Origin of the sequence: Cellulomonas sp. IC4_254 (assembly GCF_011603975.1) — a bacterium.
In the GTDB taxonomy this organism is placed as follows: domain Bacteria; phylum Actinomycetota; class Actinomycetes; order Actinomycetales; family Cellulomonadaceae; genus Cellulomonas.
The window spans coordinates 1-18759 of record NZ_JAANNB010000057.1 but is presented as its reverse complement, the minus strand read 5'-3'; the positions used below and the strand labels follow the sequence as shown (position 1 = coordinate 18759).

Annotated in this window: 19 protein-coding genes; 11 read left to right on the top strand and 8 right to left on the bottom strand. The window is 78.6% G+C overall.

The window, feature by feature from the left end; all coding sequences use genetic code 11:
* The 8 genes from G6556_RS07905 to G6556_RS07870 form a co-directional block, all read right to left on the bottom strand.
* Positions 1–448: FAD-dependent monooxygenase (locus G6556_RS07905; RefSeq protein ID WP_166940141.1), on the bottom strand; the 448-nt coding region annotated here is incomplete at its 3' end.
* On the bottom strand, positions 445–990 hold the full coding sequence (locus G6556_RS07900; protein ID WP_166940149.1) for an isoprenylcysteine carboxyl methyltransferase family protein: 546 nt from the start codon (positions 988–990) through the stop codon (positions 445–447). The genes G6556_RS07900 and G6556_RS07905, both read right to left, overlap by 4 nt.
* A gap of 5 nt (positions 991–995) precedes the next feature.
* Positions 996–2075 (bottom strand): 3-oxoacyl-[acyl-carrier-protein] synthase III C-terminal domain-containing protein, encoded by a 1080-nt coding sequence (locus tag G6556_RS07895; protein WP_166940139.1) that lies wholly within the window; start codon positions 2073–2075, stop codon positions 996–998.
* 77 nt (positions 2076–2152) lie between these two features.
* Complete coding sequence (locus tag G6556_RS07890; protein WP_166940137.1) at positions 2153–3001, bottom strand: UbiA family prenyltransferase; 849 nt, start codon at positions 2999–3001, stop codon at positions 2153–2155.
* Between the two features lie 86 nt (positions 3002–3087).
* A complete protein-coding gene (locus G6556_RS07885; RefSeq protein WP_166940135.1) occupies positions 3088–3753 on the bottom strand; it encodes a PAS and ANTAR domain-containing protein in 666 nt (221 codons plus the stop codon).
* A gap of 120 nt (positions 3754–3873) precedes the next feature.
* Positions 3874–5103: a DNA polymerase IV gene (gene dinB, locus G6556_RS07880; protein ID WP_166940133.1), complete on the bottom strand. Its 1230-nt coding sequence runs from the start codon at positions 5101–5103 to the stop codon at positions 3874–3876.
* A gap of 99 nt (positions 5104–5202) precedes the next feature.
* Positions 5203–5583 (bottom strand): hypothetical protein, encoded by a 381-nt coding sequence (locus G6556_RS07875; protein WP_166940131.1) that lies wholly within the window; start codon positions 5581–5583, stop codon positions 5203–5205.
* 11 nt (positions 5584–5594) lie between these two features.
* Positions 5595–7463, bottom strand: a complete 1869-nt coding sequence (locus G6556_RS07870) for a chorismate-binding protein (RefSeq protein WP_166940129.1) — start codon at positions 7461–7463, stop codon at positions 5595–5597.
* Positions 7464–7676: 213 nt separating this feature from the next.
* On the opposite strand from G6556_RS07870, the gene G6556_RS07865 reads away from it, so the two are divergent.
* The 11 genes from G6556_RS07865 to G6556_RS07815 all read left to right on the top strand — a co-directional run.
* Positions 7677–7979, top strand: a complete 303-nt coding sequence (locus G6556_RS07865; protein WP_346774778.1) for a helix-turn-helix domain-containing protein — start codon at positions 7677–7679, stop codon at positions 7977–7979.
* Positions 7976–8365, top strand: coding sequence for a VOC family protein (locus G6556_RS07860; RefSeq protein WP_166940125.1), 390 nt, complete (start codon positions 7976–7978; stop codon positions 8363–8365). Before G6556_RS07865 ends, G6556_RS07860 begins: the two co-directional genes overlap by 4 nt.
* Before the next feature lie 85 nt (positions 8366–8450).
* Entirely contained in the window at positions 8451–8930 is a 480-nt protein-coding gene (locus G6556_RS07855) for a hypothetical protein (RefSeq protein ID WP_205693180.1), read from the top strand.
* Positions 8931–9165: 235 nt separating this feature from the next.
* Complete coding sequence (locus tag G6556_RS07850) at positions 9166–10047, top strand: manganese catalase family protein (RefSeq protein ID WP_166940123.1); 882 nt, start codon at positions 9166–9168, stop codon at positions 10045–10047.
* Positions 10048–10057: 10 nt separating this feature from the next.
* Positions 10058–10915: a hypothetical protein gene (locus G6556_RS07845; protein ID WP_166940121.1), complete on the top strand. Its 858-nt coding sequence runs from the start codon at positions 10058–10060 to the stop codon at positions 10913–10915.
* 161 nt (positions 10916–11076) lie between these two features.
* Entirely contained in the window at positions 11077–11442 is a 366-nt protein-coding gene (locus tag G6556_RS07840; protein WP_240933980.1) for a phage holin family protein, read from the top strand.
* Positions 11435–12076: a DUF3618 domain-containing protein gene (locus G6556_RS07835; RefSeq protein WP_166940119.1), complete on the top strand. Its 642-nt coding sequence runs from the start codon at positions 11435–11437 to the stop codon at positions 12074–12076. Before G6556_RS07840 ends, G6556_RS07835 begins: the two co-directional genes overlap by 8 nt.
* A gap of 160 nt (positions 12077–12236) precedes the next feature.
* Complete coding sequence (locus G6556_RS07830; protein WP_166940117.1) at positions 12237–13253, top strand: ABC transporter ATP-binding protein; 1017 nt, start codon at positions 12237–12239, stop codon at positions 13251–13253.
* Positions 13254–13324: 71 nt separating this feature from the next.
* A complete protein-coding gene (locus G6556_RS07825; protein WP_166940143.1) occupies positions 13325–13993 on the top strand; it encodes an ABC transporter ATP-binding protein in 669 nt (222 codons plus the stop codon).
* Positions 13990–17256 (top strand): hypothetical protein, encoded by a 3267-nt coding sequence (locus G6556_RS07820; protein ID WP_166940115.1) that lies wholly within the window; start codon positions 13990–13992, stop codon positions 17254–17256. The genes G6556_RS07825 and G6556_RS07820 overlap by 4 nt, the downstream gene beginning before the upstream one ends.
* A partial coding sequence (locus tag G6556_RS07815; RefSeq protein ID WP_205693179.1) for a hypothetical protein occupies positions 17253–18759 on the top strand: 1507 nt, incomplete at its 3' end. The genes G6556_RS07820 and G6556_RS07815, both read left to right, overlap by 4 nt.

Here is an 18759-nt window from a genome sequence, read left to right as displayed (position 1 = left end):
GCACGGTGGAGTGCAGCCCGTCGCAACCCAGCAGCCACCGTGCCCGCACCCCGGCGGCCGTCACCCCGGCGTCGTCCTGCTCCAGCGCGCCCACCCGCGCCGCCAGCCGCTCGACCCCCGCGGCGTCGGCCCGCTCCGCGAGCGCCGCGTGCAGCACCGTGCGGCGCACCCCGCGCCCGGGCGACCCGGCGAACCGGTGCTCGGCGCGCAGGTCGTCGCGCACGTACGCGATGCCGGCCAGCGGTCGCCCGGCCGGGTCGACGTCCCAGCGCCGCAGCAGGTCGACGGCCCGGGGCATCAGGCCCTCGCCGCACGCCTTGTCGACCGGGGTCCCGCGCGGCTCGACCACCAGGGCCGACAGCCCCGCGCGGCGTGCCTCCACCGCCGCCGCGAGCCCGACGGGGCCGCCGCCGACGACGAGGACGTCGACGTCGGGCGCGGCGGTCACCGCCCCGGCGCGGGCACGGGGTCGCCGCCCCCGCCCGCCGCCTTCAGGGCCCGCTCCTCGGCCGGGATCCGGAACCCGAGCAGCAGCACCGCGTTGAGCACGGTGAACGCGAGCGCCGTCACCCAGGCCGTGTGCACCAGCGGCAGGGCGACGCCCTCGACGACCACCGCGACGTAGTTCGGGTGCGGGATCCACCGGTACGGCCCGCGGTCCACGAGCGGCAGGCCCGGCACGACGATGACGCGGGTGTTCCACCGGGGGCCGAGCGTCGCGATGCACCACCAGCGCAGCGCCTGGCTCGCCAGGACGAGGACCAGCGCCGGCCAGCCGAGCCAGGGCAGGAACGGGCGGTCGGCGAGGTGCGCCTCCAGCACGCACGCGAGCAGCAGGCCGGTGTGCAGCGCGACCATCGGGGGGAAGTGCCCCCGGCCCGACTCCACGCCGCCGCGGGCGAACGACCAGCGGGCGTTCCGCGACGAGACGACCAGCTCCGCCAGCCGCTCCAGCGCCGTCAGTGCCACCAGGACGTCGAACCACGCCAGCGAGCTCACGACGCCACCTCCGGCCAGCGCAGGGCGACCAGCTCGGCACCCACCCCGGGGCCGAACGCGAGCACGGCACCCAGCGCCCCCGGGTCGGGCGGTGGTCCGGCGAGGACGTCGGCCAGCACGTGCAGCACCGCGGCCGACGACAGGTTGCCCGCCCGGGCCAGGGCGGCGCGCGACCCGGCGAGCGCGTCGGGCGCGAGCCCGAGGGCGTCCTGCACCGCGTCGAGGATCTTCGGCCCGCCGGGGTGCACCACCCAGCGGGCGACGTCGGCGACGCTGGCGCCCAGCGGAGCGAGCAGCGCCTCGACGTCGGCGGCGGCGTGCGCGGCCACGGTGCCCGCCATGCCGCCGGACAGCACGATCCGGAACCCCGACCCGCCGACCTGCCAGCCGAGGTCGTGCTCCGTGCCCGGGTAGAGGGCGCTGCGGGCACCGACCACCCGCGGCCCGTCGAGGCCGAGCGCCGCGGCCCGCCGGTCGCCCAGGAGCACCGCCGCCGCGGCCCCGTCGCCGAACAGCCCGCTGGCGACGAGGTTGGCGGTGGAGTCGTCGTCGTGCTGCAGCGTGAGCGAGCACAGCTCGACCGACAGCAGCACGGCGACCTCGTCGGGGTGGCCGGCCAGGTGGTCGTCGACCCGGGCGAGGCCCGCCGCGCCGCCCGCGCAGCCGAGGCCGAAGCTCGGCACCCGCCGCACGTCCGGGCGCAGCCCGAGCCGGCCGACCAGCAGCGCGTCGAGCGACGGCGCCGAGACGCCCGTGACCGTGGTGAAGAACAGGTGGTCGACGTCGGCCGGCCGCAGCCCGACCGCGCCGAGGGCCTCGGTCACCGCCCGGGCGGCGAGCTCCAGGCCCTCGCGCAGGAACACGTCGTTGGTCTCGCCGAACGACGTCAGGCCGGCGTACTTCTCGAGCGGCAGCGCGGTGTGCCGGGTCGTGATGCCGCTGGACGCGTGCACCCGCTCCAGCAGCGCGCGCCGCCGCGGGTCCCGGGTGACCAGCCCCGCGACCTCCGCGGTGATCTCGGCCTGCGGGTAGACGTGCTCGGGGAGCGCGGGGGCGACGGCCGCGATGCGGGACATGCCCCGATGCTGCCCTCCGACCCTCGCGCCCGCGACCGGTCGCGGGGTGGTCGCCGCCGGCCGCCGGTCCCCGACGCTCACCCCTGCACGACCAGCAGCACGACCGCGACCGCCGCGACGGCCATCGCGGCGGTGAACGGCCAGCGGCTCGTCGGCCGGGCGAGCGCGACCGCCACGCCGGACACGGCGAGCACCGCCGCCAGCGCGAGCCCGGCCGCCGCCACCGCGGCGAGCGCCCCGGGCGGGCCCAGCGCCACGACGACGACGGCCACGAGCAGGACCGCCGCCGCCCCGAACGCGGTCCGGCGACGGCCGAGCCGGTGCGGCAGCCCGCGCACCCCGGTCGCCGCGTCGTCCTCCAGGTCGGGCAGCACGTTGGCCAGGTGCGCGCCCACCCCGAGCAGCGCGCCGCCGGCGGTCACCCACCACGGGGCGAGCGCGTCGCCGCCGGGGACGCCCAGCGTCGCGACCGACGGCAGCCCCCCGAACGCCACCGCGTAGGGCAGCCAGGACCAGACGGTGGACTTGAGCCGGGCGTTGTAGGCCCAGGCGGCGCCGACGAGCGCGAGGTGCAGCACCGCGGCCGGCAGGCCGAGCGCGAGCGAGAGCACCACGCACGCGGCCAGGGCGGTCAGCGCGGCGCGTCGCAGCCCGGCGACCGTCACCGTCCCCGCGACCACCGGCTTGTCCGCCCGGCCCACCGCGAGGTCGCGGCCCGCGTCGATCCAGTCGTTCGACCACCCGACCGAGAGCTGGCCCGCCAGCACGGCGGCCGCGACCAGCAGCGCACGCCCCGGCCCCGCACCGGCGGCGCCGGCGGCGTACGCCCCGGCGAGCAGCGTGACCGCGAACGCCGGCGGCGCGTGCGCGGCGCGGACCAGTGCGGCGGCGCGGCGCGCGGTGGTCGGTGCGGCTGCCGACGGCATGGCCCTCCTCGCCCGGGGGACCCGCCGCGGCGGCGCGCCCGTGCAGCCGACCGTAGCGGCGGTGGGCGCAGGCGGCCCGGCGGAGGTCAGGCGCCGGCGGCGGTCGAGCGGTGCGCCGGCGCGAGCAGCCCGTCGAGGAAGTGCCGAACGCGGCCCGGGTCGTGCCGCAGGGTGGGCAGCGCGCCCACGATCGCCCGGGCGAGCACCCGGATGGGGACGTTCGCGTCGTTCGACGCGGCGCGCAGCACCAGGAACGCCGCGCCCGGGTCGACCTCCTCCACGAACGCGACGACGCCGACGGCCTGGTCGATGACCGACCGGCTCTCCGCCGCTGCGGCGATCGACACGGTGGCGGCGGCCTGCGCGCGGTCCTCGACGACGTCCGTCACGTCGACGAAGTAGCCGACCAGCTCCGCCGGACCGCCGAGCGGGCCGCTGCCCTGGCCCCCGCCCACCACCGTGACGACGCGTTCCCGCCCGCGGGCGTCGACGATCCGGTGCACGCAGGAGAACGCCGCCCCGGTGCGGCTGGCCTCGTCGAGGGCGGCCACCGAGCGTTCGCGGTCCTCCGGGTGCTTGTGCGCGAGCAGCAGCTCCGTCGTGGGCACCACCTCGTGCGGTGCGAAGCCGTGGATGGCGTAGACCTCGTCCGACCACCACCAGTGCTGCGACGCGAGGTCGAACCGGTAGGCGCCGGCGTGCGTACGGGTACCGAGCGCCAGCGCGCGCTCCGGTCCGGTGATCTGGGTCATGGACGCCGCCCCCGTTGGGTCCGGTGCGGCGCACCCGGGCGGTTGGCTCCACCCCGCGCCCCGCCTCAGGACCGACCGTACGCGGGTACCGGCGAACCCGACACTCGGGTGCCCGGCCGGTCACGGGTCGTCGGCCGGCTCGTCGGGCAGGGTCGGCACCTCCAGCCCCGCACCCCGGCGCAGCAGTGCGCCGCGCACGAGGGCGCCGGAGCCGAACCGCTCCGCGACCGCGTCGACCGCCGCGTCCAGCCCGTCCGCCGCGGCGCCGTCCAGGTCGAGCTCCGGCTGCCAGTGGTCGTCGGGCTCGAGCCCGGTGAGCGCGACGCCCACCAGCGTGATGCCGCGCTCCCGGAGCAGCGGCGCCGCCTCGTCCAGCAGCGCCACCGCCGCCGCGCCGATCTGCGCGCCGGACGCGGTCGCGAACGCGAACGACCGGGAGCGGGTGGCCCTCGTGTAGTCGGCGAACCGCAGCCGCAGCACGACGGTCCGGGCCAGGCGGTGCCCGGCACGCATCCGCCGGCACACCCGGTCGACCAGGCCGAGCAGCGCGGCGCGCACCTGCGCGGGGTCGTGCGGCCCGCCACCCAGGGCGCGCTGCGCCCCGACCGAACCCCGGCGCCGGCCGGTCTCGACCCGGTCCGGGGTGCGCCCGTGCACGACGGCGTGCAGGTGCCGGCCCATGGCGGGGCCGAGCGCGTGCTCCAGCACCGACCGGGGGAGCGCGGCGACGTCCCCGGCGGTGACCAGCCCGAACGCGTGCAGCTTCTCGGCCGTGACGGCGCCGACGCCCCACAGCACCTCCAGGGGGAGCGGGTGCAGGAACGCGTCCTCCGCGCCGGGCTCCACCAGGAGCAGGCCGTCGGGCTTCGCGACGCGGCTGGCGACCTTGGCGAGGAACGGGGTCCGGGCCACGCCGACGGTGATCGGCAGCCCGACCTCGTCCCGGACCCGGTCCCGCAGGCGCGCCCCGAGCGCCACCGGCGCCGCGTCGATCCGGTGCAGGCCGCGCACGTCCAGGAACGCCTCGTCGATCGACACGCCCTGCACGGCCGGGGTGGTGTCGCGGAAGATGGCGAACACCGCCCGGCTGGCCGCCGAGTAGGCCTCGAACCGCGGCCGGACCACGACCAGCCCGGGGCACAGCGACCGCGCTTGCCGCGCGCTCATCGCGGTCCGGACGCCCCGGCGTCTCGCCTCGTAGGACGCCGCGAGGACCACGCCGCCGCCGACCGCCACCGGCCGGCCGCGCAGCCGCCGGTCGTCGCGCTGCTCGACCGAGGCGTAGAACGCGTCGAGGTCGGCGTGCAGGATCCCGGCGACGGGCGGGGCGGCGGCGGCAGCGGCGGGCATAGAACATATGTTCGACCCGCCGTCCGACACGCGCCGCGTGCCGGGCCCCGGGGTCGTGCCGGACACGCGCCGACGTGCCGGGCCGGACGCCGCACACCGTCAGATCGGCGGACCGTCCATCCGGGTCGCCAGCAGGCCCGAGCCGATCAGCGTGCCCAGCACCGCGCCGCCCAGCCCGAACCCGAGCGCCCCGACGTCACCGAGCGCGATCAGCCGCACGAGCGACGACACCAGCAGCGCCGCCCCGCCCAGCAGCGCGCCGAGCCCGAGCGCCGCCAGCGCCCCGTCGACGAACGTCGCCCGCGAGGCGCCGGGGTCGAGCAGCCAGCCCGTGCCCAGCGCCGCCACGGCGGCGACCGGGAGCAGCAGCGCGCCCGGCGGGCGGCCGAACCAGCCCGGCACGAGCAGCAGCACGGCCCCGGCCAGGGCCACGACGGCGAGCCAGCCGGAGGCGGTCGAGACGCCGGTGCGGGAAGCCATGGCAGGTCACGCTAGCGGGCACGCCCGGCCAGCGCGTGCCCGACCAGCCGCCGCAGCGTCGGCAGCCCGTCGGAGGACAGCACGCTCTCCAGGTGCCCCTGCACCGACGCGACCCCGGGCCCGCGCAGCGCGTGCACCACGCCGGCGTCGTCGGCCGCCACCTCCAGCCCGAGCAGCGGCGTCCGGCCCGGCCCCGCGTGGTGCGCGGCGAACGTGTTGTAGAACCCGATGGCCGGGCGCTCGCCGAACACGTCGACCTCCAGCCGCACCCCCTGACGGGGCGCGGGCAGCGGGGCCACCGGCAGGCCGGCCTGCAGCGCGAGCACCTGGTGGCTGAGGCAGACGGCCAGCAGCGGGTCGCCCGCCGCCAGCCGGCGGGCCAGCAGCGCGTGCAGCCGGGCCACCCGCGGCTCGTCGAGCCGGCGCGCGTCGCCCGGGCCGGGGCCCAGCACCAGGAGGTCCGCGGCCGGGTCGTCCGGCACCTCCTGCCACGGCAGCACCCGGGCGTCGAGGCCGAGGTGCCGGAGCTGGTGCGCCAGCATCGTCGTGAACTGGTCCTCGGCGTCCACGACCAGGGCGGTGCGGCCCGCGAGCGCCGGGTCCGGTCGGACCGCCTGCGGCCGCAGCCAGAACGCCGCGAGCCGGTCGTTGCGGGACGCGAGCGCGGCGGCGACGCCCGGCTGGTCGGCCAGCACCGGCGCGCGGGTGCCGGCGGGCACCCGCGCGACGGCACCGATCGCGGTGAGCACCCCGGCCGCCTTCGCGTGCGTCTCGGCGACCTCGCCGGCGGGGGAGGAGTGCCGCACGAGCGTCGCGCCGACGGGCACGGTGACCCGGCCGGTGTCGTCCAGGTAGGCGGTGCGGATGAGGATGGGCGCGTCGACCTCGTACCCGGGCGTCCCGTCCGGGCGGGTGGTGCCGTCCGGCTCCAGCAGCGCCAGCACCCCCGAGTAGTAGCCGCGGGGCGTGGTCTCGTGCCGGGCGATCACCGCGCAGGCGTTGCCCATCGGCGACCCGGTCACGGTGGGCGCGAACATCGTCAGCCGCAGCACCTCGCGCACGTCCAGGTCGGTCCGGCCCTCGAGCACGTACTCGGTGTGCGTCAGCCGGGACATCTGCGCGAGGTACGGGCCGAGGATGCGGCCGCCGTCGGGGCAGACGGCGCTCATCATCTTCATCTCCTCGTCGACCACCATGAACAGCTCCTCGCTCTCCTTGGTGTCGGCCAGGAACGCCAGGAGCTCGGCGTCGGTGGGGTGCTGCGCGCCGTGCCGGAACGTGCCGCTGATCGGGTTCATCCGGGCGACGCCGCCCGCGACGGACACGTGCCGCTCGGGCGTGGCGCCGGCGGCCGCGAGCCCGGGCGTCCGCACCGCGAACGTCCAGTAGGCGCCCTGCTCGTGCTCCAGCAGCGCCCGCAGCCACCCGAGCACCGTCCGGCCGGGGGCGGCGCCGTCGGCACGGGCCACGAAGTCCCGGCGCAGCACGAAGTTCGCGCCCTCGCCGCGCCCGATCTCCTCCTCCACCACGGTCCGCACGCGGTCGGCGTACGTGGCGTCGTCGATGTCGAAGCCCTCGGGCTGCACGGGCACCGCCGCGGGCAGCAGCGCGAGCGCGTCCGCGAGCGGCACCCGCTCCCGGTCGCGCACCAGCAGGCAGCGCAGCGGGGCGCCGTCGTCGTGCGCGGGGAAGCCGCGCTCCCGGACCTGCCGGAACGGCACCAGGGCCAGCACGGTGCCGCCGTCGAGGGGCACGTCCGCCAGGCGGTCGACGTCGAGCACGTCGCCGGCCAGCACGTCCAGCCAGTCCGTGCCGCGGCGGTGCAGCACCGCGAAGCCGGTGGCGTCGTCGTCGAGCAGGGAGCGGAGCAGGGAGGTCATCGCGGGAGCCGTTCGGTCGGGGACCGGGTGGTCCCGCCGCGCCCGCGGCCACGACCACCCGGATCAGGGGGCGGTCGTCGACGCGTCGAGGGGTCCGCCTAAGAGGCGGGCCACCAGCTCTGCGTCGTGCACATGGCGCCCACGGTACTGCACGACCGGGCGGACCCGCGGGAGCAGTTGATAGGCAACCGTGAGGTTGCCTATCGTGGTGGCGTGGACGAGGTGTTCCGAGCGCTGGCCGACCCGACGCGCCGGCTGCTCCTGGAGGAGCTGCGCCGGCGCGACGGCCAGACGCTGTTCGAGCTGTGCACCCGGCTGATCTCCGTCCACGGGGTCGCCGTGACCCGGCAGGCCGTCTCGAAGCACCTGGGCGTGCTGGCCGACGCCGGCCTCGTCCACGTCACCCGGGCGGGGCGCACCACCGTGCACCGCCTCGACCCCGGGCCGTTCGCCGGCGTCGCCGGCTGGCTCGACGCGATGTCCGCACCCGCCGCACCGACCGAGGAGTCCCCGTGAAGATCACCACCGCGTCCGTGTTCGTCGACGACCAGGCCCGCGCGCTCGCCTTCTACACCGACGTGCTCGGCTTCCGCCCGAAGACGGACGTCCCGGTCGGCGCGCACCGCTGGCTGACGGTCGTGTCGCCCGAGGCGCCGGACGGCGTCGAGCTGCTCCTGGAGCCCGCCGAGCACCCGGCCGTCGGGCCGTTCCGCGCGGCGCTCGTCGCCGACGGGATCCCGTTCACCAGCTTCGGCGTCGCCGACGTGCGCGCCGAGCACGCGCGGCTCGAGGCCCTCGGGGTCCGGTTCGTGCAGCCGCCCACCGAGGCTGGGCCCGTCACCGTCGCCGTCCTCGACGACACCTGCGGCAACCTCATCCAGATCGCCTCCCTGGCCGGCTGACCCCGCCCGCCGCTCGCTCGCCGCCGCTCGCCCGCCGCGCGCCGCCCGGCGGGCGGGCGGCGGCGGGGCGCCGCACGATGGCCGCATGACCGACGACGCCACGCAGTCCCAGCCCACCGGCCCCGGCGGCTCCGCCGAGCGGCCCGACGCCGCCCACCTGCCCCCCGACGGCGTGCCCGACGACGTCGTCGAGGCAGTCGGCGGGGTGACCGCCGCGTTCGAGGTGGTGGAGCACGCGCGCGGCATGCTCTACGCCTTCCACCGGCTGATCGGCCGCGCCGACGCCGAGCTCGCGGACGCCCTGGACCGGCTCGCCGAGGCGGGTCACCCGGACGTCGCGGACGAGCTGCGCGCCGAGGTGGTCGGCCGGAACGTGCTCGCGGGGCGCTGGACGTTCCAGGTCGTCGAGGACTTCGACGAGGGCTACTACCGCGCGTTCGCCGACGCCGAGCGCCGCACCCGCGAGCGCCTCGTCGCGGGGCGCAAGCACGTCTACGAGTCGCAGCTGAAGGAGCGGAACCGCACGCACGGCCGCCCCGGGCACGAGTCGCGGCCGCAGGCCTGACCGGCGGCGACATCCCACGAGGGGCCCGGACGCGCAACTGCTCGTTCGGGAGGCAGGTTCACGCGACCGGACCTAGCGTCGGGTCATGGCGACGGGCCATCAGCCCTCCGCCACGTGTCGGTGCAGCAGCGCGCCGGCGCCACGGCCCGGTCCGGGCGTGGCGCCTCGCCGGCGCCCTCCGCGACCGCGGTCCCCGCAGACGAGACTGCCCCGAGCCCGGGGCGCGGAGGTCGCGATGTTCTTCCACCGTCAAGAGCTGCAGTTCAAGGCAACACCGGACAAGCCGGACGCGGTGTACGCCCGCAAGCTCCAGGAGGTCCTGGGCGGGCAGTACGGCGAGATCACGGTCGCGATGCAGTACGGGTTCCAGTCCTGGAACACGCACCTGCCCGGCAAGTACCGCGACCTGCTCTACGGCATCGGCGCGGAGGAGTTCGGCCACGTCGAGATGCTGGCGACGATGATCGCCCAGCTGCTGGAGAAGGCCCCCATCGGGATCACCGAGGAGGCCGTGCAGAACGACCCGACGATCGCGGCGGTCGTCGGCGGCACCGACGTCCAGCACGCCATCGTCGCCGGCGCGGGCGCGCGCCCGGTCGACAGCAACGGCAACCCGTGGAACGCGGGCTACGTCACCGCGAGCGGCAACCTGCTGGCCGACTTTCAGGCCAACGCGAACGCCGAGATGCAGGGCCGCGTCCAGGTGGCGCGGCTCTACCACATGACCGACGACAGCGGCGTCCGGGACATGCTCGCGTTCCTGCTGGCCCGGGACACGATGCACCAGAACCAGTGGATCGCCGCCGCGCGCGAGCTGCAGGAGGAGGGCTTCGAGGGCATCCCGACGCCGAGCAACTTCCCGCTCGACCAGGAGCACCGCGAGGTCTCGTACCAGTACATCAACTTCTCGAACGGCACGGACGCGGACAAGGGCTCCTGGGCCTCCGGTCCGACCCCGGACGGCCTCGGCGAGTTCACCTACGTCCCGGAGCCCCCGGCGGGCGTGCCGATGCCGCCGCCCACGCAGCCCGACCCGCGGCTGTACGGGACGACGGCGAAGCCGAACCCCGTGGAGAAGGCCGCGGGGAAGCTGAAGGACACCTTCAAGAGCGAGTGAGGAGGACGCGATGAGCACGAACGACAGCGGCGCAGCCGCAGCGGTGGGCACCGCGAAGGAGCAGGCGTCCGGACTGGCGCACGCGGCCGCGGACAGCGGCCAGGGGGTGCTGAACGAGGCGAAGGGCCAGGCGGCCGACGTCGTCCAGGAGGCGAAGGGCCACGCCCGGGACCTGCTGGGCGAGGCGCGCGCGGGCCTGACGAGCCAGGCGTCCGACCAGCAGGCGCGGGCGGCGTCCAGCCTGCGGTCGCTCGGTGACGAGCTCGGCCGGATGGCCGACGGCTCCGAGCAGGGCGGCCTCGCGGCGGACCTCGTCCGCCAGGTCGCGGGGCGCACCGGCTCGGTCGCGTCCTGGCTCGAGAACCGGGAGCCAGGCGACGTGCTGGGCGAGGTCACCGACTTCGCGCGGCGGCGCCCCGGGGTGTTCCTCGCGATCGCGGCCGGTGCCGGCGTCCTCGCCGGGCGGCTGACCCGCGGCCTGAAGGACGCACCCCCGTCCACCGGTTCGTCGGGCGCGTCCGGCTCGACCGGCTCCTCGCTCTCCGGCGCCACCACCGGCCTGTCCACGCCGACCGCGGGCTCCGCGGGTGGCTCGCCGGCCGCCACGACCCAGGACCTCACCCCGGCGCTCGGCGTCGCGGGCGGCACGGCCGAGGTGACCGACGTCGACGCCGAGTTCGGCGGCGGCCAGCACCGCGAGCCGGGCCCGGCCGACGACGGCGGCCTCGGCTCCGAGGAGCAGGCGTGGGCCGCGGCGGGCGGCGACGCGCCGGTCGCCCCGACCCCGGGGCACCTGCCGACGACGGACGACCCGGGCACCGCGGGCGGCGACCCGCTGGCCGGTCTCCGCCGCGAGGACCAGCCGTGACCGGGCCCGGGGACCCGACCGTCGCCGCGGCCCCGGGCACGGGTCCGGCCGGGGGCACCGGCGGCACGGCGGGCGGCGTCCCTCCCCTGGGGGACCCCGGGTCGGCGCAGGCGGGGACGGCACCGACCGGGGCGGGCGGCGAGCGACCGTCGCTCGGCGACCTGATCGGCAACGTCACGCAGGACCTCTCGGCGCTGGTGCGCCAGGAGGTCGAGCTGGCGAAGGCCGAGCTGACGCAGTCGGCCAAGCGGGCCGGCCGGGGCAGCGGGATGCTCGCCGGCGCGGGCGTCGCGGGGCACTTCGTGCTGCTGTTCCTGTCCATCGCGCTGTGGTGGGCGCTGGCGCACCCGCTCGGCCACGCCTGGTCGGCGCTGGTCCTGGCGGTCATCTGGGGCGTCATCGCGGCCGTGCTCGCGCTGCGCGGTCGCTCCGAGCTGCAGCGCATCAAGGGCGCGCCGCGCACGGCGGAGACGGTGAAGAAGATCCCGAACGCCCTGAAGGGTGACGAGGAGGCGAACCATGAGTGAGAACCCGGACGAGATCCGCGCCCGGATCGAGGCCACCCGCGCGGACCTCAGCGCGAACGTGGACGCAGTGGGCGACGCGCTGGACCCGCGCCAGGTGGCGCACCGTCAGGCGGACAAGGTCCGCAGCAAGGTCGGCTCGGTCCGTGACCGGGTGATGGGCACCGTGCACGACGCCCGCGACAACCTGGGCGGGGCGGCGGGGAGCGCGTCGGGCTCGGCGCACTCCGCGGCCGATTCGGCGCGGTCCGCGGCGCACGGGCTCGCCGAGGGCGTCCAGGGTGCGCCCTCGACGGTCGCCCGCAAGGCCGAGGGCAACCCGCTGGCCGCGGGCCTGATCGCCTTCGGCGTGGGCTTGCTGGCGGCGTCCCTGCTGCCGTCCTCGCAGAAGGAGCAGCAGGCGGCGCAGGCGGTCAAGGACCAGGCGCAGCAGCTCGCGCCGCAGGTCAAGGAGGCCGCCGGTCAGGTGGTCGACGAGCTCCGCGAGCCCGCCCAGCAGGCGGTGGACTCCCTCAAGGAGCGCGCCACCGAGGCCGTGGACACGGTCAAGGAGCAGGGCACCCAGGCCGCGAGCGACCTGAAGGACCAGGCGCAGGACTCGGCCCAGGAGGTGCGGCAGGCCCCGCAGCAGGGCTGACCCGCACCGCGACGCCGCCCCGGGAGCACCGCGCTCCCGGGGCGGCGTCGTCCGTCCGGGCGCCCGGCTCCCGCCGGCCCGCGCGGGTGACGACGGAGCGCGCCGCTGACGTGCGGCGACGCGGGGGGTAGAGTCCCGCCGTCGTCCGAGGAGGGGCACCGTGCAGCGCAGCATCGTGGAGGAGCTCGGCGACCGGCTCGCCGCGCCCGAGGAGTTCGGCAGCGAGGCCCTCGTCGCCTGCGACGCCGTGGTGCGCATCTTCCGCTCCGGCGGGGTCGAGGTGCAGGCGCTGCAGGGCCTCGACCTGCTGGTGCACGCCGGTGAGATGGTCGCGGTCGTGGGCGCCTCCGGGTCCGGGAAGTCCACCCTGCTCCGCATCCTGTCCGCGGCCGACGCGCCGAGCGCCGGGCGGGTCCGCGTGGGTCGCTGGGACCTCGGGGCCCTGAGCGCCCGGGACCGGGTGGCGTACCGGCGCACCGTGGTCGGGACCGTGCGGCAGCAGACCGCGCGCAACCTGGTGCCGTACCTGACCGCGCGGCAGAACGTCGCGCTCCCGCTCACGCTGGCCGGCGCGCCGAGGCGGCAGCGCGCCGCCCGGGTGGGGGAGCTGCTCGACCTCGTCGGGCTGGCCGACGCCGGCGGCCGGCGCCCCGGCGAGCTGTCCGGCGGCGAGCAGCAGCGCGTCGCGATCGCGGTGGCCCTGGCGAACGGGCCGCGGCTGCTCCTCGCCGACGAGCCGACGGGCGAGCTCGACACCGCCACCGGCCAGCAGGTGTTCGACGCCCTGCGCGCGGCGCAGCGGGACGCCGGCACCACGGTCGTCGTCGTGACGCACGACCCGACGGTCAGCGGCCAGGTGGAGCGCACCGTCGCGATCCGGGACGGCCGGACCAGCAGCGAGGTGCTGCGCCGGCCGCGCCCGGGCGACGACGGGGCGGCGGCGGTCGTCGCGGAGGAGTACGCGGTCATGGACCGCGCGGGACGGGTCCAGGTCCCGCGGGAGTACCGCGAGGCGCTGGAGCTGACCCGGCGCGTGCGGCTCCAGCTGGAGGCGGACCACGTCACCCTGCGGCCGGACGGCACCGGGGGCACGGGCGGTACCGGCGGCTCCGGCGGCGACGGCGGCCGTGCCGCGCCCGACGCGCCCGCCCGGCGCCGCCGGCACGGTGCCGCGTGAGCGGCGGGACGCCCGTGCCCGCCGGGACCGCGGCGACGCCGGCCGTCCCGGACGCCCCGGGCGACGTGCCGATGGTCCGCGTGCGGGGGGTGCACCGGACCTACGGCTCCGGCCGCGCCGCTGTGCGCGCGCTGCGCGGCGTCGACCTGGACGTGGCGGCCGGCGAGCTCGTGGCGCTGGTCGGCCGGTCGGGCTCGGGCAAGACGACGCTGCTCAACGTCGTCGGCGGGCTGGACCGGCCGGACGCGGGGTCGGTCCAGATCGGCGGCACGGACGTGACCAGCCTCGACGCCGCGGGCCAGGTCCGCCTGCGCCGGGACGTGGTCGCGTTCGTGTTCCAGACGTTCGGCCTGGTCCCGGTGCTGAGCGCGGCGGAGAACGTGGCGGTGCCGCTGCGGCTCCGGGCGCTGCCAATCGCCGACCGCGAGCGCCGGGTCGCCCTGCTGCTCCGGCTGGTGGGCCTGGACGGGCATGCCGCCCTGCGCCCGGACGAGCTGTCGGGCGGCCAGCAGCAGCGGGTCGCGATCGCCCGCGCGCTGGCGGGGTCGCCCCGGCTGCTGATCGCGGACGAGCCCACCGGCCAGCTCGACACCGAGACGGGCCTGTCGGTGATGGCGCTCATCCGCGCGGTCGTCGAGGCGGAGGGCATGGCGGCGGTCGTCTCGACGCACGACCCGGTGATGATCGGGCTGGCGGACCGGGCGGTGCGCCTGGTCGACGGGCGCGTGCTGCCCGCATGAGCGCCGCCTGGGCGCGCGAGGTGCCCGCGCTGGCGCTGCACCGCGCCCGGGCGCAGGCGTCCCTGCTCGCGGCGGTGGCGGCGACCGCGCTGGTGGCGCTGACCGTGCTGGCGGCCTGCGGCCTGCTGCTGACCGAGGGCCGCCGGGACGCGCTGGACACCGCGCTGGCCGCGTCCGGCGCGGGCGGCACGCAGGTGGTGGCGCGGGTCGTGCCGCCCGTGGGCGCGGTGGCGGACGCCGACGCGCTGGTGCCCGACGTCGGCGCGGTGGTGGCGGGAGCGCTCGCCCCGATGCCCGCGACGGCGTCGACCTGGACGGAGTCCCCGCTGCTGGCGCTGGCGCCGGACGGCTCGGCGGACGCCGGCTACGCGTACCTGACCGACGCCGCGGACCTCGGGGACGTCGCCCGGCTGGTGGACGGCGCGTGGCCGGACCCGGACGCGGGCGGGACCGCCGTGGGGGAGGAGGGTGCGGTCGACGTCGCGGTGCCCGCCGCCACCGCCGCGGCCCTGGGCCTGGTCCCGGGCGACACGCTCGACCTGACGCCGTCGCCCGACGCCCCGGCGGCGCGCGAGCGCACCACCGTGCGGGTGGTCGGCGTGTTCCAGCCGCTGCACCGCGGCGACCCGGGCACGCCCGTCTGGGCGCGCGACCTGCTGGGCGGCGCCGGAGCCGACCCGGACCACCCGCGTCCGGGCACCTCGGGACGCAGGCTCTCGCCCGCGTACGGCCCGCTGGTCGTGGCCCCGGGCACCCTCCCGGCGGCCGGGACCGGGGTCGGCGCGGTTACCGTGACGGTGCGGCCGGAGACGGCCGGCGCGCCGGTCGCGGGTCTGCGGGCGGCAGCCGCCGCGGTCGCGCGGCTGCGCCCCGCCCTGGCGGACGCGCTGGGCGGGGGCGCGGACCGGGTGGTCGTCCGCACGTCGTTCCCGGCCACGGTCCGCGCGGTGGCGACCCAGCACGCCGTCGCGGGTGCCGCGGCGCTCACCGCCGGGCTGGTGTCCGTCGCGCTGGCCGGCGCGGCGCTGGTCCTCGCCGGACGGCTGCTCGCGGCGCGGCGGGCACCGGAGCGCGCGCTGCTGCTCGACCGCGGAGCCGGGCGGGGGCAGCTCCTCGGGCTCGCGGGCGCCGAGGCGGCCGCGGTGGTGGCGGTGGCGGCGCTGCTGGCCGTCCCGCTCGGGCTGGCCGGGTACCGGGCGCTGACCGCCGTCCCGCTGGTCGCGCGCTCGGGCATCGGAGCGCCGGCGGGCGTCCCCGCGTGCCTGGTGGCCACGGTCGCCGCCGGGGCGGTGGCGCTGCTGATCGCGCTGGTCGCACCGGCGGCCCGCCCGCCCGGTGGCCGGCGACGTGGCGGGACGGCGTCCCGGCTCGCCCGGTCCGGCGGTGACCTGCTGCTGGTGGCGGTCGCGGTGCTCGCCGCCCTCCGGCTGCGCGCGGGCGGCTCCGCCGACGCGGTGCGGGTGCTCGCCCCGGTGCTCGCGCTGGTGGCGGCCTGCGTCGTCGTGCTGCGCGTCGTGCCCCTGCTGGCGCGGCCGGCGGAGCGCGCGGCGCGGCGCTCGCGCGGGTTCGTGCTCCCGCTGGCCGCGCTCGACGTCGCCCGCCGGCCCCGGGCGGCCGTCGCGCTGCTGCTCCTGGTGCTCGCGGCCGCGGGGGCGACCTTCGGCGCGGGCTGGGCGGCGACCTGGTCCCGCTCCCAGGCCGAGCAGGCGGAGGCGCTGGTGCCCGCCGCGGTGGTCGCGTCGGACGTGCCGGGCTCGCCGACGACCCAGGGGGCGCTGGTGCGCGCCGCGGCCGGCGGCCGGGCGCTGCCGGCGACGGACCGGGTGACCGGCTTCGGCACGCTCGCCGTGTCTGGGCCCGAGGACGCCGAGCCGCGGCTGGTCGCGGTCGACACCGGCTCGGTGGTGCTCGCCGGCCGGCTGCCGGACGGCACGACGTGGGCGGACCTGACACGGGGGCTCGCCCCGCCGGACGACGAGCCGGCCGCGGCGCTGCCGTTCGCGGCCGACGGCGGCGACCTGGCCGTGCGGGTCTCGGGCACGACCGGCAGCGGGTACCCGATGTCGGTGACGCCGACGCTCGTGCTGGACGACGGGCACGGCGTGCGGGTCCGGGCGCTGGGGGAGCGGGTGCCGCTCGACGGCGCGGAGCGGACCGTGCCCCTGAGCGCGCCGGGCGGGTTCGCGGCGCCCGACGGCGGGGCGCGGGTGCTGGCCGTCGTGATCCAGGTGAGCACGGACGCCCAGCTGGAGGAGGGCGTCGGCGGGCTGGCGGACGTCGCGGTGTCGGTCGGCTGGGACCGGCCGGCGGCAGCAGCGGACCCGGCACCGGGGGCCGGCACGTGGTCCGCCCGCCCGACCGACGCGACCCTGCAGAACCAGTCGCTGTCCGACCCCGCCGTGGTCGTGGGCCCGGACGCGGTGCGCGCCACCGGCGAGGTCGACGTGTCCCGTGCGTCGTACCTGCCCACCGTGCTCGTGCTGACGTCGTCCTCCCCGGTGCCGGCCGTGCCCGTGGTCGTGACCCAGGACCTCGCGACCGGTGCGGGGCTCGAGCCCGGCGACCCTCTGCAGGTGGCCGTGGGCGGGACGGCGCTGCCCGCGACCGTCGCCGCCGTGGCGCCCTACCTGCCCGGCGCGGTCGACGGGCCGGCCGTGCTGGCGGACCTGCGGACCCTGTCGCGGGTCGCCGTCGGCGAGGCCGAGACGGCGCCGCTGGTGGACTCCTGGTGGCTGCCGGCCGACGCGGACGCCGCGGCGCTCCGGGACGCGGGGGCCGCGGTCACCTCGCGCGCGGCCGTCGCGGAGGACCTGCGCGCCGGGCCGCTGCGGGTGGGCGTGCTCGCCGCGCTCGGGCTGCTCGTCGTCGCCGCCGTGGCGCTGGCGCTGGTGGGCGCGGCGCTGCACGCGGCGGAGACGGCGGAGGACCGCGGGCCGGAGGTGGCGCGGCTGCTCGCGGTCGGCGCCGCGCCGCGGGCCGTGTCCGCCACGTACGTCGTGCAGCACGTGGTCGTGGACGTGCTCGCGGTCGCCGCGGGAACCGCGGCCGGGGCGCTGGTGGTGCGCGCCCTGGCGCCCGCGCTGACCATCTCGGCCACCGGTGGCCGACCGGTCCCGGAGGCGCTGGCCGACTGGTCCTGGCCCGCCGCGTCCGGCATCGCGGCGGCGCTGCTGGCGGGGGCCGCCGCCGTGGTGCTGCCGGTGGTGACCGGACTGGTGCGGCGCGCCTCCGCCGCGCACCTGCGGCTCGGGGACGCGGAGTGACCGGCCGGCACCGCGCGCGGGCGGCGCGCCGCCGGGCGGGCCTCGACCTCGGGACGCTGCCGCGCCGGTCCGCGGCGCAGGCGGGTCCGCTGGCGCTCGTGGCCGTCCTCGTCGCGCTGGTGGTGGCGCTGGCCGCCGCGGTGCCGCGGGCGGTCGCCCGGGTGTCGGACGAGGCGGTCCGGACGGCGGTCGCGCGGGCCGGGACGGACGCCGACCTGGTCGTGACCACGACCACGGCGTTCCCGGAGACCGGGCAGGGCTACGACGGCTCCGCGGAGCTCTCCCGACAGGCGGCGGAGCAGATCGGCACGGGGCTCACGGCCCTCCTGGGCGACGTGCTGCGGGCGCCCGTGGTGTCGACGGCGTCGGCACCGCTGGCCCTCGCCGTCGCGCCGGGCGACCCCGGCGCGACGTCCGGCGAGACCGCGGTGCGGCTGGTCTGGACGCCCACGCAGGGGGCGGTCGTGTGGGTGTCCGGCGAGGAGCCCGCCGGACCGCCCGAGCGGGTGGTGGACCCGGACGACGCGACGGCCGGCGGCGCGGCGGCCGGCGGCTCGGGGACTGACGGGGCCGCCGAGGGTCAGGCCGGTTCCGTGGAGCCCGAGCCGGTGCAGGTCGCGCTGTCCGAGGCGGTGGCGGACGCCCTCGGCGCGACGACCGGCGACCCGCTGCACCTCACCGCGGCCGACGGCGGACCCGTCGAGGCGCTGGTGTCGGGCGTGTTCCGGCCGGTGGACCCGGGCGCGACGACCTGGCACGACGTGCCCGACGTCCTCGACCCGCGGGTCTCGCGGACCGGCCCGGCGACGACGACGGCGGCCGCGGCGCTGCTGTCGGACGCCTCGCTGGCCGCCGCGGTGGCGGAGGTCGGGCCGCGCGACGTGCAGCGCACGGTCCGGGTGGCGTTCGAGCCCGGCCGGGTCGGGGCCGACGCCGCCGACCGGGTGCTCGCCGCGCTCCCGGCGGTGCAGGCGTCGCCGGGCACGATCGGCTGGGGCGCGGCCGGCGGGTCGCTGCACTCGAGCGCGGTCGGCGTGCTGCGGGCGGCCACGGAGGAGCTGGCGGCCGCCCGCGCCGCCGCGACGGCGCTGGTGCTCGGCGGGGTCGCGGTGGGCGCGCTGCTCCTCGTCCTGACGGCGGGCCTGCTCGCCCGGCGGCGGTCCGGCGACCTCGTGACACGGCGAGCCCGGGGCGCGACGCTGCCGGCCCTGGCGGTCGAGCTCGGGGCCGAGGCCGTCGTCGCCGTGGGCCTCGGTGCCGCCGCGGGGCTGCTCGTGGCGGGCGCCGTCGTGCCCGGGCCCGTCCCGGCCGCCGCGGTGCTCGCGCTCGCCGGCGTCGCCGCGCTCGCGCTGCCGACGGCCGCGCTGCGCCTGGCGCACGGCGTGGCCGACCCCGGGCGGCGGCGCCCCGGCGGCCGCGCCGACGCGCGGGCCCGGCGGCTCGCCGCGGAGCTCGCCCTGGTGGCCCTCGCGGCCGGCGCGGTCGTGGCGCTGCGCGCGGGCG